The sequence below is a fragment of the Adhaeribacter arboris genome, assembly GCF_003023845.1.
In the GTDB taxonomy this organism is placed as follows: Bacteria; Bacteroidota; Bacteroidia; order Cytophagales; family Hymenobacteraceae; genus Adhaeribacter; species Adhaeribacter arboris.
In genome coordinates this window covers 3,088,592-3,114,700 of the sequence record NZ_PYFT01000001.1, presented here as the reverse complement: position 1 = coordinate 3,114,700, position 26,109 = coordinate 3,088,592, and the positions used below count along the sequence as shown (strand labels likewise).

General features: G+C 39.6%; 28 protein-coding genes. 12 read left to right on the top strand and 16 right to left on the bottom strand.

The window, feature by feature from the left end; genetic code table 11:
- Positions 1-85 precede the first annotated feature (85 nt).
- Positions 86-799 (top strand): RluA family pseudouridine synthase, encoded by a 714-nt coding sequence (locus AHMF7605_RS12925; RefSeq protein WP_106929945.1) that lies wholly within the window; start codon positions 86-88, stop codon positions 797-799.
- 23 nt (positions 800-822) lie between these two features.
- Here AHMF7605_RS12925 and AHMF7605_RS12920 read toward each other — a convergent pair whose 3' ends face one another.
- A complete protein-coding gene (locus AHMF7605_RS12920; RefSeq protein ID WP_106929943.1) occupies positions 823-1,458 on the bottom strand; it encodes a chemotaxis protein CheC in 636 nt (211 codons plus the stop codon).
- Positions 1,459-1,882: 424 nt separating this feature from the next.
- On the opposite strand from AHMF7605_RS12920, the gene rplM reads away from it, so the two are divergent.
- The 4 genes from rplM (at position 1,883) to tsf (ending at position 4,518) form a co-directional block, all read left to right on the top strand.
- Positions 1,883-2,329 carry a 50S ribosomal protein L13 gene (rplM, locus tag AHMF7605_RS12915; protein WP_106929941.1) on the top strand — a complete coding sequence of 149 codons (447 nt, stop codon included), beginning with the start codon at positions 1,883-1,885 and terminating at the stop codon, positions 2,327-2,329.
- 14 nt (positions 2,330-2,343) lie between these two features.
- Complete coding sequence (gene rpsI / locus AHMF7605_RS12910; RefSeq protein WP_106929939.1) at positions 2,344-2,730, top strand: 30S ribosomal protein S9; 387 nt, start codon at positions 2,344-2,346, stop codon at positions 2,728-2,730.
- 18 nt (positions 2,731-2,748) lie between these two features.
- Positions 2,749-3,510, top strand: coding sequence for a 30S ribosomal protein S2 (gene rpsB, locus AHMF7605_RS12905; protein ID WP_106929937.1), 762 nt, complete (start codon positions 2,749-2,751; stop codon positions 3,508-3,510).
- 174 nt (positions 3,511-3,684) lie between these two features.
- Entirely contained in the window at positions 3,685-4,518 is an 834-nt protein-coding gene (gene tsf / locus AHMF7605_RS12900; RefSeq protein ID WP_106929935.1) for a translation elongation factor Ts, read from the top strand.
- 75 nt (positions 4,519-4,593) lie between these two features.
- Here the strand turns inward: tsf and AHMF7605_RS12895 are convergent, their stop codons facing one another.
- From AHMF7605_RS12895 to guaB, 12 genes are all read right to left on the bottom strand, one after another.
- The gene (locus AHMF7605_RS12895) at positions 4,594-5,181 is read right to left on the bottom strand and encodes a GNAT family N-acetyltransferase (protein WP_106929933.1); all 588 of its coding nucleotides are present in this window, start codon (positions 5,179-5,181) and stop codon (positions 4,594-4,596) included.
- A gap of 145 nt (positions 5,182-5,326) precedes the next feature.
- The gene (locus tag AHMF7605_RS12890; protein ID WP_106929931.1) at positions 5,327-5,758 is read right to left on the bottom strand and encodes a hypothetical protein; all 432 of its coding nucleotides are present in this window, start codon (positions 5,756-5,758) and stop codon (positions 5,327-5,329) included.
- Between the two features lie 259 nt (positions 5,759-6,017).
- A complete protein-coding gene (locus tag AHMF7605_RS30165; RefSeq protein ID WP_199200235.1) occupies positions 6,018-6,278 on the bottom strand; it encodes a hypothetical protein in 261 nt (86 codons plus the stop codon).
- Positions 6,279-6,334: 56 nt separating this feature from the next.
- Positions 6,335-6,769, bottom strand: coding sequence for a class I SAM-dependent methyltransferase (locus tag AHMF7605_RS30160; protein WP_199200234.1), 435 nt, complete (start codon positions 6,767-6,769; stop codon positions 6,335-6,337).
- 269 nt (positions 6,770-7,038) lie between these two features.
- Entirely contained in the window at positions 7,039-8,157 is a 1,119-nt protein-coding gene (locus AHMF7605_RS12880) for a PD-(D/E)XK nuclease family protein (RefSeq protein WP_158267507.1), read from the bottom strand.
- Positions 8,158-8,291: 134 nt separating this feature from the next.
- Positions 8,292-9,257 (bottom strand): AAA family ATPase, encoded by a 966-nt coding sequence (locus AHMF7605_RS12875; protein WP_106929927.1) that lies wholly within the window; start codon positions 9,255-9,257, stop codon positions 8,292-8,294.
- An 8-nt stretch (positions 9,258-9,265) separates the two neighbouring features.
- Positions 9,266-10,642 (bottom strand): peptidylprolyl isomerase, encoded by a 1,377-nt coding sequence (locus AHMF7605_RS12870; protein WP_199200233.1) that lies wholly within the window; start codon positions 10,640-10,642, stop codon positions 9,266-9,268.
- 173 nt (positions 10,643-10,815) lie between these two features.
- A complete protein-coding gene (locus AHMF7605_RS12865; RefSeq protein ID WP_106929925.1) occupies positions 10,816-13,110 on the bottom strand; it encodes a peptidylprolyl isomerase in 2,295 nt (764 codons plus the stop codon).
- Positions 13,111-13,394: 284 nt separating this feature from the next.
- Positions 13,395-13,835: an ATP-binding protein gene (locus tag AHMF7605_RS12860; protein ID WP_106929923.1), complete on the bottom strand. Its 441-nt coding sequence runs from the start codon at positions 13,833-13,835 to the stop codon at positions 13,395-13,397.
- Positions 13,828-14,166, bottom strand: coding sequence for an STAS domain-containing protein (locus AHMF7605_RS12855; protein WP_106933458.1), 339 nt, complete (start codon positions 14,164-14,166; stop codon positions 13,828-13,830). Before AHMF7605_RS12855 ends, AHMF7605_RS12860 begins: the two co-directional genes overlap by 8 nt.
- 14 nt (positions 14,167-14,180) lie before the next feature.
- Positions 14,181-16,241 (bottom strand): PP2C family protein-serine/threonine phosphatase, encoded by a 2,061-nt coding sequence (locus tag AHMF7605_RS12850; protein WP_106933457.1) that lies wholly within the window; start codon positions 16,239-16,241, stop codon positions 14,181-14,183.
- A gap of 259 nt (positions 16,242-16,500) precedes the next feature.
- Positions 16,501-17,970: an IMP dehydrogenase gene (gene guaB, locus AHMF7605_RS12845; RefSeq protein ID WP_106929921.1), complete on the bottom strand. Its 1,470-nt coding sequence runs from the start codon at positions 17,968-17,970 to the stop codon at positions 16,501-16,503.
- Positions 17,971-18,248: 278 nt separating this feature from the next.
- Here guaB and AHMF7605_RS30520 point away from each other — a divergent pair, with 278 nt between their 5' ends.
- The 3 genes from AHMF7605_RS30520 to AHMF7605_RS12830 all read left to right on the top strand — a co-directional run bounded on the left by AHMF7605_RS30520 (position 18,249) and on the right by AHMF7605_RS12830 (position 19,600).
- Positions 18,249-18,386, top strand: coding sequence for a beta-lactamase family protein (locus AHMF7605_RS30520; protein ID WP_233219035.1), 138 nt, complete (start codon positions 18,249-18,251; stop codon positions 18,384-18,386).
- Positions 18,387-18,658: 272 nt separating this feature from the next.
- On the top strand, positions 18,659-18,856 hold the full coding sequence (locus AHMF7605_RS12835; protein WP_106929919.1) for a hypothetical protein: 198 nt from the start codon (positions 18,659-18,661) through the stop codon (positions 18,854-18,856).
- Between the two features lie 348 nt (positions 18,857-19,204).
- Positions 19,205-19,600 carry a hypothetical protein gene (locus tag AHMF7605_RS12830; protein ID WP_146153581.1) on the top strand — a complete coding sequence of 132 codons (396 nt, stop codon included), beginning with the start codon at positions 19,205-19,207 and terminating at the stop codon, positions 19,598-19,600.
- Between the two features lie 104 nt (positions 19,601-19,704).
- Here AHMF7605_RS12830 and AHMF7605_RS12825 read toward each other — a convergent pair whose 3' ends face one another.
- From AHMF7605_RS12825 to AHMF7605_RS12815, 3 genes are all read right to left on the bottom strand, one after another.
- Complete coding sequence (locus AHMF7605_RS12825; protein WP_146153580.1) at positions 19,705-19,920, bottom strand: hypothetical protein; 216 nt, start codon at positions 19,918-19,920, stop codon at positions 19,705-19,707.
- 311 nt (positions 19,921-20,231) lie between these two features.
- Positions 20,232-21,542 (bottom strand): hemolysin family protein, encoded by a 1,311-nt coding sequence (locus AHMF7605_RS12820; RefSeq protein ID WP_106929913.1) that lies wholly within the window; start codon positions 21,540-21,542, stop codon positions 20,232-20,234.
- 209 nt (positions 21,543-21,751) lie between these two features.
- The gene (locus AHMF7605_RS12815) at positions 21,752-22,444 is read right to left on the bottom strand and encodes an MBL fold metallo-hydrolase (RefSeq protein ID WP_106929911.1); all 693 of its coding nucleotides are present in this window, start codon (positions 22,442-22,444) and stop codon (positions 21,752-21,754) included.
- Positions 22,445-22,560: 116 nt separating this feature from the next.
- On the opposite strand from AHMF7605_RS12815, the gene AHMF7605_RS12810 reads away from it, so the two are divergent.
- From AHMF7605_RS12810 to rsmG, 4 genes are all read left to right on the top strand, one after another.
- Entirely contained in the window at positions 22,561-23,286 is a 726-nt protein-coding gene (locus tag AHMF7605_RS12810; RefSeq protein WP_106929909.1) for an endonuclease III domain-containing protein, read from the top strand.
- A 205-nt stretch (positions 23,287-23,491) separates the two neighbouring features.
- On the top strand, positions 23,492-24,598 hold the full coding sequence (locus AHMF7605_RS12805; RefSeq protein WP_106929907.1) for a glycosyltransferase: 1,107 nt from the start codon (positions 23,492-23,494) through the stop codon (positions 24,596-24,598).
- On the top strand, positions 24,589-25,197 hold the full coding sequence (locus AHMF7605_RS12800; RefSeq protein WP_106929905.1) for an RNA polymerase sigma factor: 609 nt from the start codon (positions 24,589-24,591) through the stop codon (positions 25,195-25,197). Before AHMF7605_RS12805 ends, AHMF7605_RS12800 begins: the two co-directional genes overlap by 10 nt.
- Before the next feature lie 174 nt (positions 25,198-25,371).
- Positions 25,372-25,992 (top strand): 16S rRNA (guanine(527)-N(7))-methyltransferase RsmG, encoded by a 621-nt coding sequence (gene rsmG, locus AHMF7605_RS12795; protein ID WP_199200232.1) that lies wholly within the window; start codon positions 25,372-25,374, stop codon positions 25,990-25,992.
- Positions 25,993-26,109 lie beyond the last annotated feature (117 nt).

Below are 26,109 nucleotides of genomic sequence, written 5' to 3'. Positions count from 1 at the left end.
CTTCGTACAGTAACTTACATTACTAAAATCTGTCTGGCAGATTTTTTAATTATTTCATCTAAATGTTTATCGGTACAGCCACTTTATGAAATACCCGGTTTTTAAAGATTTAATTTTATTTGAGAACGACGATTATATTATCATAAATAAACCGCCTTTTTTAGCCACTCTCGAAGACCGGGCCTTACACACGACGAATGTATTAAAATTGGCTCGCCAATACCATCCGGATGTACAAGCTTGCCATCGTTTAGATAAAGAAACTTCCGGAGCTTTAGCTTTAGCTAAAAATAACGAAGCTTACCGGCATTTATCGATGCAGTTTGAACACCGCGAGGTAGCTAAATTATACCACGCGGTGGTTTGGGGAGTGCACCAGTTCGAGGAACAATTAGTAGATCGTTCCATTCAACCGGGTTTAAAAGGCACGGCCAAATTAGCCTACAAAGGCAAACCCGCTGAAACGTATTTTACTACCTTAGAAAAGTATCCGAAACACACGCTGGTAGCCTGCAAACCCATAACCGGCCGTATGCACCAAATAAGGCTTCACCTGGCTTACTTAAATGCCCCCATTGTGAGCGATTTACTTTACGGAGGCGCGCACGTTTATTTATCAGATCTGAAAAGAAAATTTAATTTAAGTAAAGACACCGAAGAGCAGCCTTTTATTAAACGGTTTGCTTTACATTCTACTAAACTAGGCTTTACTTTATTAAACGGCGAACCAACAGAAATACAGTCTCCATACCCAAAAGATTTTCAGGTGTTGGTAAAAACGCTGCAGCAATATTCCTGATCCGTTTGGTAAACTACAGTAGGTTAATCTTTATCCTGTAAAAGTCTAAAATCGTAAAGGTTGTTTTGGCGAAGAATGTGCAATAATTTTGAAACGGAGTTGGCGTGAAGGACAACAATTAAAGGCAGCTCCAGGGGATTAACTAGTTTTTGAAACTGTGTTTTTATAGCGATAACAAAAGGCTGATGCGCCGGTAAATCTTCTAAAATATAGGAGATAGGAAGTTGCTCATAATCAAATAAAGCTTCTGACGGAAGAGCCTTTAACTGAAGTTGTAACAAGTGGTGCAACTCATCCACAATAGCCCGTGTAATGATTTGGCTAACAGTAATTAAAAGAGCTTCTTTACTTTGAATATCTATTTTTGAAGTATTATTCAAGCATGCCTCAGCAAGTTTTTCGGTTTGTTCTTCCGAAAAAAGTAAAAATGTTTTACCACTTAGTTCACCTTCTATTTCCGCCCGAATAATTTGATATTCGTCTTCAAATTCATCAATTACATCCGGTAAAACACGCGGCTCAATAATCTTAATTTCAGGTACGGCCAATAATACCGCTTTTTTAGAAAAATTAGCAAAAGAATCAGCCGCCCGCGCTAAGCTTATGTTAATGATTTCTCTTAGAACATCTTTTTCCAGTTCATTTATTACAATGTACATTGCACAAATAATTCAAAATAGCTGCTCACATTTAAACAGTTGCAGATAATACGTAAAAATCGCCGAAAAGTTAGTCTGCTTTCAGTTAGGTTATAAATGATATCCGTATTTGTACGAGGTAATCAAAGAAAACAAGTAGATAATCTTTAACGATTATTCTTCTTATAGAAAACGGAAGTAAGATACTAGGTTATTACTAAACAGTAGAACAAAAATGAATTAGCATTTAAAAGTATATAATCTGGTTATTCGATGAAGAATATATTCTGGTAAAATCTTGAATTACATAACCACGTAAATACCCTTACTTACAGAGAAATAGCAAATTAGTTTGGATTTGCAAACTAATGCTTCTATCTTTGTGCTCATTTTCTGAAAACAGAAGAATTAATTTTACATCTAAATCGCTTTAAAAGCACAAAAAATGGATCATTTAAGTTATAAGACGCTATCAGTTAATAAAGCGGCCGCGAATAAAGGCTGGGTAGTGATAGACGCCGGAGACGCCAGCCTAGGCCGTGTGTGCAGCCAGGTAGCCAATATTTTAAGAGGCAAAAATAAGCCTTCGTTTACTCCTAATGCCGATTGCGGCGACAACGTAATTGTTGTAAACGCTTCAAAATTGCGGGTAACCGGTAAAAAATTAGACAATAAAGTTTATGTGACGCACTCAGGCTATCCTGGTGGTCAGAAACAAACTACTGTACGTGAATTAAAAGCGAAATCTCCCGCTAAAGTAATAGAAAGAGCTGTACGGGGCATGTTGCCCAGAACCCGTTTAGGCCGGGAACAATTTCGTAATTTGTTCGTTTACGACGGAGCCGAGCATCCGCACGAAGCGCAGCAACCAAAACAAGTAAAAATATCTTAACTATATACTAATTAATGGAAGTTCTCAATACATCTGGTAGAAGAAAAACCTCGGTGGCTCGTGTTTATATCACGGCCGGGCAAGGGAATATCACTATTAACGATAGAGATATAAAAGCGTACTTTCCGAGTGAAGTACTGCAAACCATCGTGAATCAGCCGTTCCAGACGCTGAATCAGATAGGTAAATACGACGTAAAAGCCAACGTCAGAGGTGGCGGTGTTAGCGGCCAGGCCGAAGCAATCCGGTTAGCTATTGCGAAAGCATTGGTTTCAGAAAGTGCCGACAACCGTCCGGGCCTGAAGAAAGAAGGATTTCTTACCCGTGATCCTCGCATGGTGGAACGCAAGAAATTTGGTAAAAGAAAAGCTAGACGCTCGTTCCAGTTCTCTAAACGTTAATCTTAAAGGTGTATCAAAATGGCAAGTGTTAATTATAAAGAATTGTTGGATGCTGGTGTTCACTTCGGACACCTTACCCGGAAATGGGATCCAAAAATGGCACCGTATATTTTCATGGAGAAAAACGGTATCCATATTATTGATTTAAATAAAACAGTAGCGTCTTTAGACGAAGCAGCAGCGGCTATCCGCCAGATTGCTAAATCGGGTCGTAAAATTATGTTCGTGGCTACTAAAAAACAAGCGCAGGATATTGTAGCCGAAGAAGCGAAACGCCTGAAAATGCCTTATGTAACGGATCGGTGGTTAGGTGGCATGCTAACCAATTTTGCTACGGTGCGCAAGTCTTTGAAAAAAATGTCGACCATCGATAAAATGATCAAAGATAACGTGTCTTACGCCAACTTGGCGAAACGCGAACGCTTAATGGTATCGCGGGAGCGCGAGAAATTAGGCCGGGTGTTAGGTGGTATTGCTGATTTATCCCGTTTACCGGCAGCTTTGTTTGTAGTAGATGTGAAACGCGAACATATTGCAATTAAAGAAGCACAAAAATTAAACTTACCGATATTTGCCATTGTGGATACTAATTCTAACCCAGAATTAGTAGATTTTCCTATCCCCGCAAATGACGATGCCTCTAAGTCTATTTCCCTGATTGTGGGTGTAATGGGCAAAGCCATCGAAGAAGGTTTATCGGAAAGAAAAGTAGATAAAGAAGAAACCGAAAGAAAACGTTCGGAAGAAGAAGGGGTAGCCGAAAAAATTGCTGCGGAATAATCTAAATTTATTGAACGCTTTTCTACAACTGAACATCGGAGCTAATATTCTGATGTTCAGTTTTTTTTAAATAACTAATTGGATGTTAGACGTTTGATGTTAGACATTAGATCAATAATGTTTAAATGCATTCAACTCATAACTTATAACTTTTAACTCATAACTAATAAAAGAATGGCTATTACAGCACAAGACGTTAACAGACTTCGTCAGGAAACCGGAGCTGGTATGATGGATTGCAAAAAAGCACTTACCGAAGCGAACGGAGATTTTGAAGCAGCTAAAGATATTTTACGCAAAGCCGGACAAAAAATTGCCAGTAAACGTGCCGACAATGCTACATCCGAAGGCATTGTTTTAACTCAAGTAAGTGCCGACGGTACTACCGGGAAAGTAATTGCGTTTGCCTGCGAAACAGAACCAGTATCTAAAGTAGCTGATTTCCAGAACTTGGCAAAAGCAGTGTTGGAAGCGGCTGTTTCAACGAATGCTAGCACCAAAGATGAATTACTGGCTACTCCTCAAGCAGATGGCCGTTCTTTACAAGACCATATCACCGACCTGATGGGTAAAATAGGGGAGAAGTTGGACGTAGTAACTTACGAATCTATAGTTGCCGATAAAGTAGTAGCTTATAATCACTCCAATGGTAAACTAGGCGTGTTGGTAGGCTTAAAAAATACGAATGGTACGGATGTAACGGAAGTAGGTAAAGACGTGGCAATGCAAATTGCGGCCATGAAACCGATAGCTTTAGATAAAAACGGAGTAGATGCCGCAACGGTAGCCCGCGAAATTGAAATTGGTAAAGAGCAGGCTCGCGCCGAAGGTAAACCAGAAGCGATGTTGGAAAAAATTGCCCAAGGTAAACTAAATAAATTTTACAAAGACAATACTCTTTTGAACCAGGAGTTTGTGAAAGATTCATCGTTAACAATTGCGCAATTGCTGGACAAAACTAGCAAAGGTTTAACTGTAAGCGAATTTAAGCGAGTGGCAATTGGTTAATTAGTTTTTATTCTGCTCAACAAACAAAAGCCTGCTGTATTCTCAGCAGGCTTTTATTTTTCAGGGTAACTATACTTATTTGAGTTTGTTAAAAAAACTCTGGTAATCGCTCTGGGTCATACCATAATAGTAGACGTCGACCAAGCCGGTTTTTTCATCTGAACGGAAATCCTGCCGAAGTAAACCTTCCCGGATAAAACCACATCTTTCGGCTAAACGATAACTTCGCTGATTCTGTACGGGCATTTTAATAAAAATTTTATTTACACCCATTGTGTCAAAGCCAAAAACAATAACTGCTCGTAGCGCTTCTGAAGCATATCCTTTCCCTTCCGCCGCCGCATCAAGGTAATAGCCAATCTCTGCTTTAGGTACTCTCTTTTCTAAATTCTTGAGGGCAATATCGCCAATGTACTGCTTGGTATCTAACCGCCAGATCCCAAATTCAAATACTTTTTTAAATTGCCAATCTGCGCGCATCTGCCGGACAAAGTATTCGGCATTTTCTAGCTTTTTATTCATTTCTACCCGACCCGGAAAAGCTAAAGACAGGCGGGATTGATTCGTTAAAAGCAAATTTAAAAATTCAGTTGCATCCGTGTCTTGATAACGCCGAAGTAATAACCGATTTGTTTGTAACTCAGTAGGAATAATTAAATTCATGTTAATGCCCAATAAGATTCAATAGCAATACTTGTATTTTTCTTACGGCGCAAGCAGAAGAAGATAGCCCCCGTTTTATCCGTAAAAGAGCAGGCCCGGTTTAATTTATTAAACCGGGCCTGCTCTTTTACGGATAAAACATTAATTATTGCAGTAAATGCGGATATTTATATTGGAGTGGGCTCCCAAGTTGTTGCTGGGTGATCATAATTGTAAGCGTGCGGGCTACCTCATTAAAATATTCTAATCGGCGAATAAGTAATTCTTTGGTTAGGATAGTGCCTTCAGGAGTTTTCAGGTACGATCTTTTATCATTCAGGATTTTAGCCATAGCATCAGAAGCGCTTTGGTTATGCTGCATATATTGGTCCCGGAAATTAGATAAAGTTTGTAAGCCTTCACCGGTTACTGAAAAGTGCGCGCCCGCCGTATTTAATATTTCGCACAGCCGAGTTACTTCTAAAGGAATAACGGTTTCGAAAGGAGTACGGCTCATATCAACCTTGTTGGCTTGCAGAATAGAAAGAATCTTATTTAAATTTTCTTCAAAACGGGCAAATAAAGCGGATGCTTCCATAAAGTTAAAGCTACTTCTGTCTTTGATACATTAATCAAGTAAAATTACGGATTTGGATGAATGAAACCTTATTTAATTTATTTTTCCTTTACTGCTAACAAGATTCTAAAGTTTTAAATAATCAAAACAAATAAATGAAAGCACAGTTATTCTTAACCGGAAAGCGCTATACTTAAGATTTATTATAGAAAAAAAATAATTTTACAAGCACTTATTTAGAGAATTTTAGTAAATTAACTGTTTAATGTACTAATCCGCATTACTTTATGATTCTTCCTAAGCGTATAAAGATGGGGAAAGTTGCGGTTTTTTGAATATTTCCCGGCCAATATGGCTCCAAGGAGGCAAGCAGGATTTTAACAGGATTTGATTTATTTACTTCTTGATATTTTTGAATGCTCGACCATGTATTTAAATATCCACCTAATTGAGCTAAGGTAAAATCCTGCCGGATTGCAAATTGTTCCTTCACTTTAATTTCCGGAAAGTCAAACGGAATGGTTTTATAAGCTTCATCCAAGTACCGGCGTTCGGCGTCCCAATAGGGTCCGGTTACATCGCGGTAGAAATGAGTAATTATAGAATTAATTTTATCCTCAAACTTAACAAGCCATAACCCCAAGTGGCTAACAAACCTTCCGGCCGGCTAACGCGAGCTACTTCCTGGTAAAATGCATCGAAATCGAACCAGTGAATGGCTTGAGCCACCGTAATTAAATCAAAAGTACTATTGGCAAAATTAGTTTGCTCCGCCCGGCAAACCTGATACCTAATATTCTCTTTGAGCTCTGCCTGGTTTAACTGCGATTGACTAATATCGGTGGCCGTTACGATTGTAAAATAATTGGCTAGTTGAGCTGCTACTTGTCCGTTTCCCGTACCGCAATCCCAAGCGTGATCTTTATTTTTAACTTTCTGCAAAATACGCTGATAAAGCTCTGTCGGGTAGGTTGGCCGAAAACGTTTATATTCTTTTGCTTGAGCGGAAAAGAGATTTTTTGCCTGTTTCATGTAGCCGCTGGATATAAGAGTTTTACAAATAAGAATTAATATAAATACAATAGCAAACCTCTTATTTTAGAAGAATTTGCTATTTAGAAATCAAGAATAAAACAGCAAAATTAAACTAGGGTAAAGCCTTCGTTAAGCTTCTGTTTTTATTTCTATGCCGGAAGTCAGTATTTCATAGGCGAAAGGATTAGCTGTATTAAAATCGGCCTCTTTTATAAGGTGTGGTTCAATTTACTTCTTTTAGCTTTTGACCGAGAAGTTTGGCGAGGTTATTTAGGGTTTGTTGAATCATTAATTGCCTGTTCATCGCTGGTTTGTTTGGGTAAATGAGTTCCATGAAGTATTTGATGAATTAAATCTTCTAAAGCTTTTTTTACTGTTTCAACACTCTCATCTACTTTAAAGGTCAAATAAATAATTCTTTCGTTATTAAATTTTTGATAAGAATCTGAGTTTAGATCTACGATTTTTCGAAAAGGTGGTGATTTTACATATTGATGAGATTCATCATCTCTGCCAAAGATTTGAATTTCCCAACCTTGAGGTTTTATATAAGTGTCAATAGCAAACTTATATGCTTGAATAGTAAAATCAGTTACTAAACAAAACTTTTTCCAAATCCATATTCTTACCTCATTGCTATCGATAGCTATATTCTGTTTCAAAAAACTTATTTTTTCGTTTAAATAGTTAATATAACTATTATAATCTTTGCTGAAATCTTCCAGAATAGCTGCATTTTCACTAAAGAATTTCCATAGTTTATTATCATTCATGCTTTTGCCTGTTAAAGATTCTATTGATAAAATGAATTCATTTAACAAAGTAAGGTACTTTATGTTAGCCTTTAAAGCATAACTGGAGTAATTTTGTTTTAACTCCCGGAATAAATCGTCATAAGTAACATTGATAAATCCATTTTCAGATAGTAGGCGGATTTCACTTGGTTTAATAATTTTTTGTAGCGTAAGAACAATACCTATTATCTCTTTGGAATTGTTAAGCGTATTGCGGCTCTCCAGGAGCCGCCTGTAGTCTTTTAAGTCATTATTTAAGTAATGAAATATTTTGTTTTCAATTCCTATAATATAAGAACTTGTCTGCACTAGTAAATCGAGCCTGTTTCCAATGGAAGTAATTACTTCTCTTTCAACCTCTACTTCATCATAAATATCAAATCTATAATCCTTATCAGCTGAAGTTAATAAGGACTTTAGAACTAAATCTTCTAAGCTATGCTCGTTAGAAGGTTTTAGATAATAACTTAAAATATTACTACAAACATTTTCGTAGTGAGGGAATCCAGATATCTCAAAAAATGTATGTTGAACCTTTTGTTTCGGTACTTTCCTGTATTGCTGAAGTAATTTTATGTAATTTTCTATCATAAGCATTCTAATTATATTGCTAATTAAAAATATTTGCTGGATTAATTAAGTGAACTTAATACATTCATTCTTTATTATAAACTAAAAAAGCCCGACGGATGCCAGGCTTTCTTGGTAGAACTACAATAAAAATTTTACATTAAATCTTTAATAATATTCTCTACTGTAATACCTTCAGCTTCGGCTTTAAAGTTGCGAACAATCCGGTGACGAAGGATAGGTAAAGCTACGGCCTGTACGTCTTCAATATCGGGAGAGTATTTGCCATTGAGCAGCGCATTGCATTTTGCTCCTACAATTAAATGTTGCGAAGCCCGAGGACCAGCACCCCATTCTAAATACTGCGAAGCCTGAGCAGCACCCATAGCGGTATTGGGCCGGGTTTGATGTACTAATTTTACCGCATATTCTATCACATTATCTACTACCGGCACGCGACGCACCAAGTGCTGAAAAGCCGTAATTTCATCGGCATGTAGTAGAGTAGGTAACCGGTAGCTCACATCGGAAGTTGTGTTTTTTACGATTTGCAATTCCGAATCAAAGCTAGGGTAATCAAGCAATATATTAAACATAAACCGGTCGAGCTGCGCTTCGGGTAAGGGATAAGTTCCTTCCTGCTCAATCGGGTTTTGAGTAGCTAACACAAAAAATGGCCGGTTTAACTCGTATTTCTGACCTGCTACTGTAACCGAATATTCCTGCATCGATTCTAACAAGGCAGCCTGCGTTTTAGGCGGAGTACGATTAATTTCGTCGGCCAGAATAATGTTGGCGAAAATTGGACCTTTTACAAATTGAAAGTTCCGGCTCTGATCCATGGTTTCGGAACCCACAATATCCGAAGGCATCAGGTCAGGCGTAAACTGAATGCGGTTAAACGATAAATCCAGCGAAGAGGCAATTGTTTGAATTAACAAGGTTTTAGCCAGACCAGGCACCCCTACTAACAAACAATGGCCTTGACTAAACACGGCCGTTAATACCAGCCGTACTACTTCGTCTTGACCAATAATTACTTTTGAAATTTCGCGGGTTAGATTTTTGTAAGCTTGTGCCAAAGCATCGGCTGCTTCTTTATCCGAGGGAAATTGCTTCATGAAGGACGTCAGTTGTTTATCGATTGCAAAGTGTTACACGCATCAAACTCTGGGTCAATATCAATAAAAACAGTACTTTTATTTTTGTTGAACCAGGTATTAAGCGCATTTTGCCGCTTCTCGTTTAAGGTAGCCGCTGATATTTTTTGATAATCATCTTTTAAGTTGGCTTGGTGGGGCGGCATGTTCGATTTAAGGTAAAGAATACGCATGGCTTGTTTACCATCTTCGGTACGATAAGGCAACGGTTTGGTTATACTACCTACTTTCATGGTATCAATGGTAAAGAAAATTCCCGGATCTACTTTATCCAGAGGAATGTAGGTACTACCGTCCTGCGGATTAGCTAATAAGCCACCGTTGTTTTTAGTGGCAGCATCGTCCGAAAAGTCTTTGGCTGCTTTTGCAAAAGTAATGCTGTCGGCCTGAATGCGATGCCGGATTTTTTCCAGATCCTGAGCGGTTTGCTCCATGTCCAGGTCCGTAGAACCAGGTTTTAATAATATATGGCGGGTGTTATACTGTTCGCCCCGACGTTCGATTAATTGAATCAGGTGAAAGCCAAATTGCGATTCTACTACTTCGGATAACTGACCGGGCTCCAATTTAAGAGCGGCAGCTTCGTATTCGGGTACAAGTTCTTTTTTCTTAAAAAAGCCTAAGTTCCCCCCATCTTTGGCCGAAACAGGATCTTCGGAGAACTCCTTCGCTAAAGTGGCAAAATCTTCGCCGTTCTGGATGCGTTTTTTTATTTCTTCGAGGCGGGCCCGTACTTTATCTTTTTCTTTTTTATCAATTTGAGCTAGTTTCACAATTTGTCCGATTTCCACTTCCGTAGAAAAGTAAGGCAAACTGTCTTTCGGGATTTTATTAAAATATTTTTTTACTTCGTTTGGCGTAACGGTAATTTTTTCGGTTAACTCTGCCTGCATCTTTTGTAGCGTCAACTGGTCTTTTACCTGGCGGCGCAAATCATCTTTTAATTGGCGAAGACTTTTATTGTAGTATTCTTCCAGCTTTTCTTCGCTGCCAATTTGTTGGACAAAATAAGCCATCCGCCGGTCTAGTTCGCTGTTTACCTGGTCTTCCTCCACTACCACGGAGTCAATTTCGGCACGGGCCAGCATTAAGCTGTTCATGAGTAAAGAGCGTAATACATTACAGCGTAATTCCGGAGTAACGGATTGTCCTTCGCTAGCTACTTGTGCCAGAGCTGTTTCGAGCTCGGAGCGTAAAATAATCTGATTGTCTACTTTTACAATAATTCCATCCACGGCTTTAGAAGTGCGCTGCTGGGCCTGGGCAGAAAAACCCAACATTAAGCACAAGAGCAAGGCTGGTAGAAGCCGACTAAAAAAACTGTCTTTAAAAATAATATATTTCATGAATAAATAGATGTTAAATCTAATGCCGGGGTTGCCCGCAAAAACGCTAACGTACAAGTTATTAATAAATTTTATGTGTAGCAGCATTAACTACAAAGGTACGGTAATTAATGCACAAAATAAAAGCGCTCTCCGGCTTGGCGCGCTTTTATCGGGTAAGATTATTGACAAAATTATTTCTGAGTAAGTTTCTGTACTTCAGCTTGATTTACCTGTACCGAATACTTTTGGCGCAGTTCTTTTAACCATTCTTTTTCCAAATACGTCTGGTAGTCAGAGGTAGCAATTCCGCGTACTTCGTTTAGATTTTTATATCCGGGTGGCAGAATCTTATTTATCTTAATAAACACCGACCGGCCATCTTTTTCCAAGTTATAAGTGCCTACCTGCCAGGTAATTTCATCTAAAATTTTGTTTTCTCCTTTTTGAAAACGCTTGTTTTGTACCTGAACAGCCAGTGGATTCGTGATATTAAGGGTTTCTTCAATTCCTTTTATATCACTGGTATACAATGTAAAGGAAACATTTCTGTTCGTTGCATTAATTGATTTAGGCTTATTGGCCGTAACGGTAATCCGGGTATCTGCTACTCCTTTACCTTTAAGAAATGTGGCTACTTGCTGTGCCCGCCGATTGGCCAGGTTCGCATTTTTGCCGCTACTTTCTTTCATATCGGCGTTGCCGGTTAGTGTAATAGTTAACAAGGGATCGCCGATTAAACGGTCGGAAAGGGTAGTTAGTTGCTCGGTATTTTCCGGGGTAAGAACGTCTTTACCAACAGAGAATAAAATTGGCTCCGGACGCGATTTCTTTAGTTCGTATTTACCGGTAGCTAACAATTGCTGAGCTTGAGCCAATATATCCTTATTTGCGGCATTAATTACAATGGCATCGGCCCGGATATCCCACTTATAATTTTCTTTATTTTGCTCAAAAAAGGCTTGCAAGCCAACGGTATCCTGAATGGCTTTTGACCACACCTTTTCGTCCATTAATTGAAAAAGTAAAATACCATCCCGATATTCGTTTACCAGCATTTTATAATCTACATATTTCGACTCCAGGTTTTCCCGCTCGTAATTAAGCAGAGTGGTTGTTACATAATTATCATAAAGTACATTCATTACGTGGCCGGCAGAGCCGTTAAGAACCGATTTTTGATTTTTTTGAACGTACGTGAAAAAGTCTTTAACGGTAAATTGCCGATCTTGGAGCGTAAAGAGCGTTTGATTTAACTCCTTCGTTTCTTTGTCCAAATCGGTATAGTGCCAGGTACCAGTGGTTAAAGAATCGGTAGCTTTACTCAAAGCAAAGTCTCTAGCGGCTTTAATTTCCTGAAAGTTATCTTCCTGTTTAATGCGCTTCAGAAAAGCGGTTTTATTTAGTTCGGAACGAGAATCTTTGGCTACTTTGCTGCGCAGGTAAGATTCCATTTCTTCGAAAGCCGGCAAGCTACGGCGCTCGATTAATTTTATAATATGCCAGCCATAAGGCGTTTGAACGGGTTTAGAAATATCACCAACGGCAGTTAATTTAAAAGCGGCTTCTTCAAAGGAAGGCAACATCCGTCCGGTACCAAACCAAGGTAATTCCCCGCCATTCGTAGCCGAACTGGCATCTTCGGAGAACTGAGCCGTAATTTTATCCCAGTTTTCTTTCCGGGCTAACCGGTTATAGATAGCATCAATTTTTCTCTTAGCCACTACTGAGTCGGCTTTTGGAATTCCTGGGGTGGCACGTACCATAATATGCGCTACTTTTATTTCTCCTTGAGCCGGTCGTACATCGTTAACCTTTATTAAATGGTACCCGAAGCGAGTCCGGATAGGCATAGAAAGCTGCCCTTTGGTTGTATTATACGCTGCTTTCTCGAACGGATACAACATTTGCAAGGCCGTAAAATAGCCTAAATTGCCGCTGTTTTCTTTCGCCGAGGGATCGTCGGACTGGGTACGGGCTATGGTATTAAAATCTTCGCCGGCCTCAATACGGCGGCGGAGTTCCATTATTTTATTGTATGCCGCCAAAGTATCTTTAGGGTCGGCATCCGGGGCCACGTTTACCAGAATGTGCGAAGCATTTACTTCTTGCTTCATCCGCTCGTAAGCTTCTTTTACTAACTGGTCGGTTACATTCTTTTCGGTAAGATAAGGCTGAGCAAGTTGTTCTTTGTAACCTTCTAGTTCTTTCCGGAAAGCAGTAGTCGTGTCTAAACCGCGTTTCTCAGCCTCCGTAACTTTTAATTTAAAATTAGTGTACAGATCCAGGTATTCCTGAACGCTGCCTTTCGCCACACCATTATCCGGCTGACTATTATTTTTATTATAAACGTAATTAAATTCGGCGGTAGTTACGGGCTTTCCGGCTACTGTAAAAAGCACCGGTTCTTTGTTCTCCGGGGTTTTTGAGGCATTACATCCGGCAAGTAATAAGAGCGTACCACCAATAAGGAAAAGACTTCTGTGCATAAAAATTTAAACAAACGGCTAGTACAAAGGTGTTAATAGAGTAAGATTAACGACAAGCAATTTACGAATTTTTAATCGCGGATTTACATGCATTTACAAGATTGCACGGATTTTTAGCCAAAACGATGTACTATCGTTTTTTGGTATATAGGATAAGCCGTTATTTAAGAAAAATAGAATGAAGTGCCAATTAGCAGGTAGGGTATAAATATTAATTCAGGCAGGGCTAACCTAACCAAAAGCAACAATTATGTAGAATGAGCAAACAAATTTTTTGACGACGATTAATGCAGTACCTTGTTTGTTTTAGGTGGTACCGGCACTTTTTTATAGAGCCGGCTATAATTGGTACCGTTATCCGTAATAAATTCTACTTTGTCCATAATATGATGGACTAAAAACATGCCTAAACCGCCCGCTTGCCCTATTTTAATCTTTTTTTTAACATCCGGTACTTTATAAGTAGTTGGATTAAAGGAAATTCCCTGGTCGGTAAATTCAAACAATAGATCGCCATTTCTGCTAAAAATGGTTAAATTGATGAATTTACTTTTGTCTTTTTTATTAGCGTGGATGATTAAGTTGGCACTTATCTCATCCACCGCTAAAATAATATCCTCCCGTACGCTTTCTTTCAGGGCGTACGCACTCAAGAACTCCCGGACGAAATTTCGGACTTCTATTAAATTGGTCAGGTCACAGCTAATCCGGATAGAGTTATTCATTAGCAATCGTCATAGCTTCGTCGTAAGAAGAGACTATTGTCATCAAAAGGTCTAAGCCCAAAATTTCGAAAACATTTTTAACCTTATCCTGCATGTTGTAAAAAATAAGTTTAATCTGCGCATCTTCGAAACGTTGCAGGTGTGAAATAAACACCCCTAAACCTGCCGATGAGATATAGTTGAGGCGATCACAATCCACCAGAATTTTTTTAAACAGCATAATTTCTGGTTTAGATAATTCTTCATCCAGCAAAACAGAAGAGCTGGCGTCTAGTTCACCATTTAAATGAATGGTAAACGTCTGGTCTTTGATTTCGTGTGTTATTTTCATCGCCATTAATTACGTCACAAAATTAAATTTGGTTGATCATTTCTGAATTTAATCACAATGAGAGTTTGATCGTCGTGAATGTGCTCTCCGCTAAAATTATTTAAGTCGTTGATGATGGCAGCTTTAATATCATCTGCTTCTAAGTGGTACGTATTACTCAACATTTCCCGCAAACGGTCTTCGCCGTATTCGTCCTGGTTAGAACTGCGGGCTTCTACAATGCCATCCGTGTAAATTACCATTACGTCGCCGGGGTTATAATCATAATGCATGTTATGGATGCGTTTACCGTACGATTTATCCCGGATAATCCCTAATCCTAAACCTTCGGTGTTAAAGTAAAACGTTTCTTCGGTCATGGAGTTGTAATATAAGGTATGACAATGACCTGCCCGGGCAAAAAAGAAACCTTTTAACTTATAATCTATAATATATAAAGCAGCGGTAATAAACGAAGTGCGTTCCAGGCAGTGAGTAAGCGCATTATTTGCCTTCTGCATGAATTCTACGGGTTGCAAATCGTCCTGCATCAAACCATGAAAAATTCCTTTCATTTGGGCCATGTGAAAAGCAGCCGTAATTCCCTTCCCCGACACGTCGCCAATAATAATGGCAATCCGGCTTTCACTAACTTGCAGAAAGTCGTAGAAATCACCGCCCACTTCTTTGGCGGCCTGACTAAAACAACTAATTTCAAACCAACTGTCGCTCGGGAAGGTTTTAGGAATTAAACTCTCTTGCACCGAAGAAGCAATTTTTAGTTCTTCTTTCACCCGTTCGTTTTGCAGCGATTCGGCCACTAAGCGTAAGTTTTCGATGGTGAGTATGGTTTGACTGGTAAACGTACGGATAACGTTCAGGATTTCCCGATCGAAGCCTTGTTCTACATCTTTCAGCAAATACAAAGTAGCGTAAGTGCGTTGCTGCGAACGAAGCGGAGTAACACTTAAGGAACGCCAGGGTAGATTGAGCGCCTTAAAACCTGCATTGTGGTCCAGATTGTTGTTTACATATTCTACCGCCGAAACATGGTATTTATCCAGAGCCTGCCGGATCTGCTCTACTTCTTCCAGGTCGATATTCTCCGCTTCGATTATGGAAACACCACCCGAATCGTCTTGGGTTTCCAGCCAGCCGGCATCCGCGCTAGATGCTTTAATAGCACTCTCGAACATTAATTTATAAACATGAGGTTCGTCTTCACCCTGCTGAATGGACTGACTCAGGCGCTGAAAATTGAGTAAGTCTTCGCGCTTTTGTTCGAATACGGACGAAGTTGGTAAGTTAAAAACAGCTACTAAAAGCGAAGCCAAAGTGTACATCCCCACAAAGGTGCAGGTAAGCATCACGAAGGGGTCTTCAAAGAGGTTGCCCGTGGATTGCTGGTGAGGAGAGAAATTAGTAAAAATGTTATAGAAAGTTATTAAGCTTAAAATAATACCGATCAGCAAAAATATAGACCGCCATTTTTTAGTGGAGGTAAGATAGGCTACCCACCGCAAATGAATACACAAGAAAAGAGTATACAATAAAAACAATCCGAGAAGGGGAACAAAATTAGGTAAATACAAAGGAAAAAAATTGCTAAGCAGAGTAGCATAGATAACAATTTCAAACCATTTCCATTCGTACTGCAACGCCCGGGTTTTCTGAAACAAAATCATGTTGCGCCAGATGTAGAAAGCTTTACCTAAAAAGTAAATCAGAAAGGCATAATTTAGGTAGTAAATGGATCCGAGTAAAATAGGATGGCTGCCCGGAGAGTTGTTTTCGTAGCGTAAATAACCAAAATATAAGAGCGCGCAAACGTAAGCAGTACTACCCGCCCGGATAAACAGTTTCCACAAGTAGCCAATAAAATCAGTGCCCCGGTAGGTCTCTACGGATACGCGTTGGGTTAAAAAGGTAAAGGCAATAAAGCAAACTTTAAAAAACTTTCCTAATAAAGGAGCATACGGTGCTAAGGCAGACGGGTAAGAACTAGAATTAACAAACAAAGAATTAATAAGCAATAAAACCCAGCTAACCGTGGCAGCTACAGTATATAACCTTTTATAATGGATAGAATAAGGCATACGGGATAGTACTGGTTTCTGCAAACTCAATGAAAGAGAATGCCAATTGATTCAAATATAAATTTTACTAAATAGGATTCAAAATTCTAACAAAATTAGCCTAAAAAGCTGGAGCGGCAAAGCTGTTTTATTATTTAAAGCAAATAAAATAGGATAAAAGTTTTGGCGCAAAAGAGCCCCGATTTTAAATGAATTCTTTAAAAATCGGGGCTCTTTTGCGCAGAGCTATAAGGTACAGCTAAATAATTCTTAAAAAATATTAACGGGTATAATTAGGCGCTTCTTTCGTAATCTGCACGTCATGCGGATGACTTTCACGTAAACCGGCGGCGGATATTTTTACCATTCTGGCTTCTTTCAAACGAGCAATGTCCGGTGCGCCGCAATAACCCATACCGGCCCGTAATCCGCCCACCATTTGGTAAATTACTTCGGCCACTAAGCCTTTAAACGGTACCCGGCCCACAATTCCTTCCGGCACTAATTTTTTAACGTCGTCTTCGGCATCCTGAAAATACCGGTCTTTCGAACCTTCTTCCATGGCTTCAATCGAGCCCATGCCGCGGTACGTTTTAAATTTGCGGCCTTCGTAAATAACCATTTCGCCGGGCGCCTCGTCGGTGCCGGCCAGTAACGAACCTACCATTACAGTGCTGGCTCCTCCCGCAATGGCTTTTACCACGTCGCCGGAGAATTTAATTCCACCGTCCGCAATTACCGGTACATCGGTTCCCTCTAAACCACGAACGGCTTCCATTACCGCGGAGAGCTGTGGTACGCCTATTCCAGCAATTATACGGGTAGTACAAATACTGCCCGGTCCAACTCCAACTTTTACTCCATCCGCACCGGCTTCGGCGAGGGCTTTTGCTCCTGCGGCAGTGGCTACGTTACCCGCAATTAAATCCAGATTAGGAAAGTGGTGTTTTATTTCTTTTACTGCATCCAATACGCCTTTAGAGTGGCCATGAGCCGTATCCACGCTAATTACATCTACGCCAGCCTCGGCCAGAGCGGCTACCCGAGTTAAAACATCGGGCGTTACGCCAACAGCAGCGCCTACGCGTAAACGGCCAAATTCGTCTTTACAAGCATTCGGACGATTTTTCTTTTTAAGAATATCTTTGTACGTAATTAAGCCTATCAGCTTACCACTATCATCTACCACCGGCAATTTTTCAATCCGGTATTGATGTAATATATCTTCGGCTTTGGCCAGATCAATTCCTTTTTCAGCCGTAATCAGGTTTTCTTTAGTCATTACCTCCGATACCTTTAGCGTAGTGTCTTTTTGGAAACGTAAATCGCGGTTGGTAATAATACCGGTTAGTTTACCATTGCCATTTGTTACCGGAATGCCGCCAATTTTAAACTCTTTCATAATCCGGAAAGCATCCGCCAAGGTGGTGTTCTCGTCTAAAGTTACTGGATCCATGATCATACCGCTTTCCGAGCGCTTAACTTTGCGTACTTGTTCGGCCTGCTGCTTTACCGACATATTTTTATGAATAATGCCAAGGCCGCCTTCCTGGGCCATGGCAATCGCCATTTCTGCTTCGGTTACCGTATCCATCGCTGCCGAAACAAAAGGAATATTCAGCCGAATGTTACGCGTGAGATGCGTAGTTGTCTGGCAATTCTTAGGTAAAACTTCCGAATAATCTGGGAGCAGAAGCACATCGTCGTAGGTGAGGGCTTCAAAAAGTACTTTGGATTGGTAGGTAAGCATTGCAAATACGTTAGGGTTCCTATTTGCAGCGCAAAGTTACGATAAATTTGGTAGGAATGTAAGAAATTAGTAAATAAAATAGAATTTATATAACGTGCTAGGTTTTTTAGAACTATAGGGGCAGGATAATAATTAAAACATTTTCAAAAATCTGAATAAGCATAACCACAGTAACACGTGTTCTATTATCTACTTTAAAAAGGTTTAACATCCGAATAAGTAGCTCGTTGACTGCCCATTATACTATTATCCAAATAAAGAACTCTCCTTTTTAATTTATGCGACTAATTATTGCCATTGCCCCCAGCCCTGAAAGCTTTGGGCATAGTGGCTTTACCGGTACCTTCACCTGGATGGATCCGAAATATGATTTGGTGTATGTATTTCTTTCCGAACCGTATATATCCCAGCCATAATAATAGCAAACTATTTGACCTGAAGAAACCCACGGAGATACAGCAAGTAATTTACGATGCCATGGAAGCTGCCGAAAAAGAAAATATAAAAGAGAAAGAATTAGGTAGGAAGTAAGAGTTCAGTAAAAATTTCGGATTTAACTGATATCACACTACAGCTAAACTACTTTTAAAGGAGTTTTTACTTTTATTTTAACCGTTTCTGAAACTGCCAAATGATTCTTAGAGTAAATATTTAGGAAGCACGTTTGTTCTACTTTAAATATATTGATATGCTTACTACTGTTGTAATAATTGCTGTGGTTATTGCCATAATTATTGGTGTAATAACCGTAAGAAACAAAGCCAAAGGTGACCCTAATTACCGGTCTAACTCTGCCCGCCCCGACGCGCCTCCCGGTTATAATGCCCGCTCTAATGATCCAGCTGTACGGGGTACGGGCAGAGATCAAAACGAAAGCAACAGTTAAGTCAAAATAAAGTATTTTATTTCGTGAGATAATAGGTCAGCGGAAAAGGAGTAAATAAAAAGCTGCATATTCATAAAAAAAATCATATTTACTCCTGGCACTTTTACGAGCGTTTCCAATTTTATATTTTTTGAAGAACTTATTTTTATGAGTTTCTAAAAGAAAGATATTGGCAAGAGTCACCAGTTCCGAAAGAGAATCAGGAACTGGTGACTTGTTGGTAATGGTATATTTCCGATACATGCTTGAGCATTATTCTTTATAAAATACAAACTAAAAATGTATTCAGAATAGTTTTTTAGGTCAAATATGTACATCAAAATCATCGATTTTTGCGTAAATAGCTCTATGAGCGAATTGGAAAAATCGAAGATGTTGAAAATTTCTGCTTCTGACAAAGTATATCAGGACATCCGGGAAAAACTAAGAGCTACTTTTACAAAGTATAGCTATATTCCGGAAGTGGCTCTTTGTGATAAATCTTGCCAAGAACTAAAGTCAGAAGCTATTACCAAGGACGGGCAAGTGCAATATTTACTAGAAGTAGTCCTGTGTATGCTGCAAAGCGTACCAAACTCCCCGTTTATGGAGGAATTATTTAATAACTTCCTTAAAGATTATATCCACTTCGTTAATCCGGAACATATATACCATTTGGCTGATTATTATTTAACCGACGATTTTATTTTGAAGCATAAGAGCGAATGGCATCAGGATCAGTCTCCTAAGATTCGCTACATATAGAAACTAAACAATCCCGGAAAATTTTGCCTAATTAAGCAGGTAGATAAAAAAGAAGACTGAATTACGCGTGAAACACAGTTATGCCGGAATGTGAACTACTGGAATCAAGGACGGGTATTAATAATCCGGAAGGCTTCGGCCCGGGTAATTTCGCGCTCATAGATAATATTTTCCTCCTTATCGACCATTAACAATTTAAACCTTTCGCGCACGTCGTAAAAAATACATAGAGTTATATCCTCGTAAGCCCTGCTAAATATTTTACGAGCTTTAGAAGTTAAACTATATAATTCCAGTTTCAAGTTGTTCCAACGTTTCATATCCAACCAAAAGCCGAAGCTTACCCAAATCTTTCAATTTTACTATTTTTATACTGAAATTTATTGTAAAATGTTATATAAATATTTCTGGTTTAATTTGCTTAATTAGCTATTTTGCCGTTATATACATTTATATTTTTATAATACACTTGATTTTAAAGCATTAAATTTAGGTAATGCTACACTTAAAAAGTATAAAATTACTAAAAAAATTATTAGCAGAAATCAAGTTTTAAAGACCAAAGAAGCAGGGAAAATGTTGGCAATAATTCTTTAGCGCGATGAAGTAAATGATGGGTTACCCGATTTATTTATAAGATATCGTCTCTTTTATCTTCGGTTACTTTCAGCAACACCATTTCAATGTTACGCTGGGATTTTTCGAGCACTTTAAACTCGTATTCATTAAAGATAGCCGTATCGCCTATTTCGGGGATGGCGCCGTAAATAACATTAATCAGTCCGCCAACGGTTTCGTAATCTTCGCCTTCGGGCAAAGAATAGGGCAGAAAATCGTTCGCGTCCAGAATGGAGGCCGCAGTGCTTACCCGGTATTCGTAATCGTTAATTTTTTCTACTACCGGAATTTCTTCATCGTACTCATCCTGAATTTCGCCTACCAGTTCTTCCATAATATCCTCGATGGTTACTAGCCCGGAAACCCCGCCAAATTCATCGGAAACAATAGCCATGTGCATGTGGCTGCGCTGAAAATGCTGCAGCAAGCGATGAATTTTTTTAGTTTCCGGCACAAAGTAAGCGGGTCGCATTAATTGTTTCAGGTCAATGGGCTCGTTGCGCCGGATAACGATCAACAAATCTTTTACATACAACACGCCCACAATATTATCGATAGTCTCTTTATATACTGGTATGCGCGAGTAACCCTCGTGGAATACCATGTCTAGAATTTTATCTTCCGAAGAATCTACATCTAAGGCAGCCAGTTTGGTGCGCGGTACCATAATTTGTTTTACCATTCGGTCGTTAAACTGAAACACGTTCTCCATTAGTTCGTGCTGCGAATCCTGAATGGCACCGCTTTCCTTGCTTTGCTCAAATAGTAAACGTAGCTCTTCGGATGAATGCACTTCGGAACCGTGCATGGGTGTAATACCGAAAGCTCGCAGTATTAGATTAGAGAAGCCATTTAAAAACCAGATAGCTGGCCAGGAAACAAGATAAAACACCCGCAACGGTATAGAAACAGCTAAACTGGTTGCCTCCGATCGCTGAATGGCGAGCGACTTAGGGGCTAACTCCCCGAATACAATATGCAGGATAGTAATTACGGCAAACGCAATGGGTAAAGCAATGCTGTGCGCTAGGGCTTCGTTGCCCTGAAAACCTGCCCAAACCATGATATTGATAATAATACTGGCTACCACTTTTTCGCCAATCCAGCCCAAACCTAAACTAGCCAAGGTAATACCCAACTGAGTGGCCGATAAATAAGCATCGAGATTATTGATCATAGAAAGAGCTACTTTGGCCAGGCTATTACCGGCTTGGGCCCGTAGCTCAATTTGGGAGGCGCGTACTTTTACAATGGCAAACTCGGCAGCAACAAAAAAACCATTAAGTAATACGAGTAAAATCGTGAGCAGAATATTTAATATCATAGTCGGGTAGCGGAACCGTGGGAGCGGCTTGGTACAATATACTTCAAATATACAGGTCTGGCAGAAGTTTCATAGTAAATAAAAGTACTTCTACGTGTAATTGCTCTTGAAGATGTAACTAGTCAAAGTTTATTTTAAGGCTCCCCCACCAATACTTAACTAAAACAGAAATTGGCTAAATCACTAATAATAAGTAAAATAGTAGTTGGCTAATAGCATAAACCAGCTTGGTCGTAAACCAAAGGAATGGTGTTATCAAATGGCTTTTGAGTAGCATCGCAATGATAACCTAAAATAAAGTATTGGGCTTGGTAAGCCTTTAAATCAGTATAATAGGCGTGGCCTTTGTTTTCGTGATCAAAAGAAATATCGTGGTAAACTTGGGTAGGCAGCGCAGGGAGAGTACCTAAGAAATCAAACAAAAAATGACAATCACCTAAATCGCCGGAATACACCAAGCGCTCCCCGGATTCTTCAAAAACGAAACTGTACGTCTGAAAATTTTCGGAATGGCGGTTATAGGTATCCAGGTAAGATAAACCGGGTATTTCGGTTATTAATTTAAACTCAGCGTATTTTTCCGCATCTTTTAATTGAATATTTAGAAACTGAATGATTTGATTTCTAAAATCTTCTGTCTGATACAAAATTATGGGTTTGCGGCCATTGCCGTAAAAAACAGTGTGCAGTAAAATATTGGCCAGGCTGCCGCAATGGTCGTTGTGCAAATGAGTAAGTACTATATAATCTAATTGCTGCCACAAGCCCAGTTGGCTTAACTTAGGATAAACGGTAAAGCCGGCATCTATTAAGATATTTTTTCGGTTAATTTCTAAAATAGCGGCGGAGTTGCCGAAGGTAGGTTCAAAAGCACCGCCGGTGCCCAGAAATTTAATTTTCATAATAGAATTTAGCTTGGGTTTGTGTTAGGTAACGTAAAGCTCTAAGTCCGGGATGCTGCTACCTTAACTTTCCGGCTAAGGATACGTTTGTTTTCTGGAAACCAATTGATTAAAAAATGATTCCACAGAATGAGCAGTTAAGCCCGGCCGAGAAAACCTGGCAAACCCACGAAGCTCTGAACCAACTGTACGGGGTGCTGGACTTGCGCAAACCCAGGCGCGAACCCATTCACGAACTTATTTCCACGATGCTTTCGCACCGCACTACCCATGCCAACGAAGAAACGGCTTATTACCGCATGCGCGAACTATATCCCACCTGGCCCGAGGTGATGACTGCTCCTGTTGATGAACTCACCAAAGTACTCGAAACCGCCCAATATCCAGGTCCCAAAGCCATAAACATCCAGAAAGCCTTGCGTTTGATTCAAGAAAAAGCCCCTGATTTTTCGCTGCATTTTCTGGAAGAAATGTCCGTGGAGGAAGCCATGGATTGGCTCATGGCTTTACCGGGCGTAGGTTTAAAAACGGCCACGTTGCTATTGTTGTTTAATTTTCATAAACCGGTGTTACCCGTCGATACGCACGTATTTCGGGTGAGCCAGCGGGTGGGTTTAATTGGCGCCAAGGTTACCGCCGAAAAAGCCCATACCATTTTGCTGGATATGTTGCCCAAAGAGGCTCCCGTATTGTTTAATTTTCATAAGCATTTGTATTGGCACGGCCAGCGCATTTGCACCTGGAAAGGCCCTAAATGCCAGGAATGTCCTTTGTGTGCTCTCTGCAATTATTGCCAGGAAGTGCGCCAGAAAGGAGTAGACAAACAAAAGAAAGTAATATAATTAGATTTTTAAAGCTACTATCGGATTGGTTGAATCTTAGGTAACTCTTGCTTTCGTGATTTGAACACAACTTGTCTGGCATACAAGGTTATACAGGTAATTAAAAATTCAGGCAAAAATTATGGAAGTAAAAAGAATAGATACTTTTCCGGATTATCTTACTTCGTATTACCTTTATGCGCAAATTAATTTAAGTTCTTAATTCTTGCTCCCGGTAACTTTGCTATTGGTATTGTTGGTGTGTGTGTTGGTGCAGGCTGCTTATGCTTTTTATTACTTTTATCCTTTAGCTAATTATACAGCTCCCAGAATGGAGGCCACGCAGGTTCCGGTATCCGTAATAATTTGCGCGCACAACGAGTACGAGAACTTGCAACAGCTTTTACCCGCCGTTTTAGCCCAAGAGTATGCTGTATTCGAAGTAATCGTAATCAATGACCGGTCCACCGACGAAACGGCCCATCTTATCCGGCAATGGCAGAGGGAATATTATCAAATCCGGTCAGTAAATATTAACGAGACACCCGCTGGGTTTAACCCAAAAAAATATGCCTTAACGTTAGGCATCCGGGTGGCCCGTTACGAATATGTTTTGCTCACCGACGCTGACTGTAAACCATTTAGTACTAACTGGATAAATAGCATGCAGCAGGGGTTTAACCGGGGAGCAGATATTATAATCGGGTATTCGCCTTACCTGAAGCAACCCGGATGGTTGAACTATTTAATCCGGTATGAAACTTTGCTGACGGCAATTCAGTACTTATCATTTTCTTTAAAAAATAACGCCTACATGGCTGTTGGCCGGAATGTAGCGTACACCAAAAAATGTTTTTATCAGAACAAAGGCTTTGCTTCTCATATAAGAATATTAGGAGGCGATGATGATTTATTTGTGCAAGATGCCGTAGTCCGGAGCACCATAGTTATTGAAATAAGTAAAGATGCGCAAACCATAAGTAAACCCAAACAAACCTATTCCGAATGGATTACCCAAAAACGACGCCACCTGCGGGTGGGCTTGCAGTATAAACTGTCCGACCGGCTGCGGATAGGAACTTTTATGTTATCGAACATTTTTTTTTATTTAATCTGGTTACTTATGCTGTTATTGCAGCAATATTTATGGCTGCTATGCATATTGTTTCTGGTACGGGGAATCGTTCTATGGGTAGGGTACGCTCGTATTGCCCGGAAACTTAATGAAGAGCAGTCGGTTATAAAGATGCTAGCCCTGGATGCGGCTTATTTTTTGCACTACCTTTTTCTGGGCGTATCTGTTTTAATGTTTAAAAAAGTAAGATGGAAGTAAATAAGCAATTTTCTGCGAAAGCAAAACACGATTTTAAATTAATTCAATCGGCAGTAGAGGACGGTGACGAAAAAGCCTACGCCGAACTGATGAGCATTTATAAAAAACCGGTATACCACGTGGTGTTAAAAATGGTACGGAATCCCGACGATGCCGAAGATTTAACCATTGAAGCATTTGCCAAAGCTTTCCGGAACCTGCATAAATTTAACCCGGAATATGCGTTTAGTACTTGGTTGTTCCGGATAGCTACTAATAATTGCATTGATTTTATTCGGAAAAATAAAATCAAAACCATGAGTATTGACTCCGCTATAAAAATTGATAATGGCGATGAAATTAATATTGATTTTAAAGATACTAACTTAACGCCGCAGGAAAACGCGATTAAAAACCAGAAAATTGAAATTATGCAGTTTGTAGTTGCTAAACTGCCCGATAAATACCAGCGTTTAGTTACACTGCGGTATTTCGATGAATTGTCGTACGAGGAAATTGCTACTGAATTAAATGCTCCCCTGGGAACGGTAAAAGCCCAGTTGCACCGCGCCCGCGAGTTACTCTACGACATGATTAAAAACAAAAAGCACCTTATTTGATATTAAATTAGAAATTATGAATTAGAAATTTTTGATTTTGTATAGTATATAGAACCCTGGCTTTGGTCAGGGTTTTTTCGTTTAATAGGTGAAGGGTAGTGGATGATTGATTATTAAAGGTGAATCCCTTAACTTAATTTCTAATTTTGAATTTCTAATTTTTAATTGTCTGAAGTGGATATTATCAAGCATTATTTTCCGGATATAACCGACAGCCAACTTTCAAAATTGGTGCAGCTGGAGCCTTTGCTGCGGGAGTGGAACGCAAAAATTAATGTTATCTCCCGGAAGGATACCGATGCCATTGCTTTGCATCACATTTTACATTCCTTGGGTATTGCCAAAGTAGTGCAGTTTCCGGCGGGTAGTTCTGTGCTCGATGTTGGTACGGGGGGCGGTTTACCCGGTTTACCGCTGGCTATTATGTTTCCGGAAGTAAAATTCTATTTGGTAGATTCTATCGGTAAAAAAATTCATGTGGTGCAAAGCATTGCCGAAGCCTTGCACCTTACCAACGTGAAAGCCTCGCACACCCGCGCCGAACAGATGCCGGAAAAGTTTGATTTTGTGGTGAGCCGCGCCGTTACGCGCCTGGCCGAATTTCATCCCTGGATTCGGAATAGTTACAAAAAACCAACTTCAACTAGTAATGGTTTGTACTACCTGAAAGGTGGCGACCTTACCGAAGAAATTGCCGAGTCGGGCTTAGTAGTAAAAATATTCCATTTAAAAGATTACTTTACCGAAGAATTTTTCGAAACCAAGAAAGTAGTTTTCGTACCCGTTACGCATTAGAACTTTAGAGTTTTTTAATTAAAAATATATTATCTGCTATTTTAGAAAGTTGTAGATAACTAATTAAAAAGGTGTATTTGTATTAGAGATATTCAATTGCAATTTTTATTAATTTTA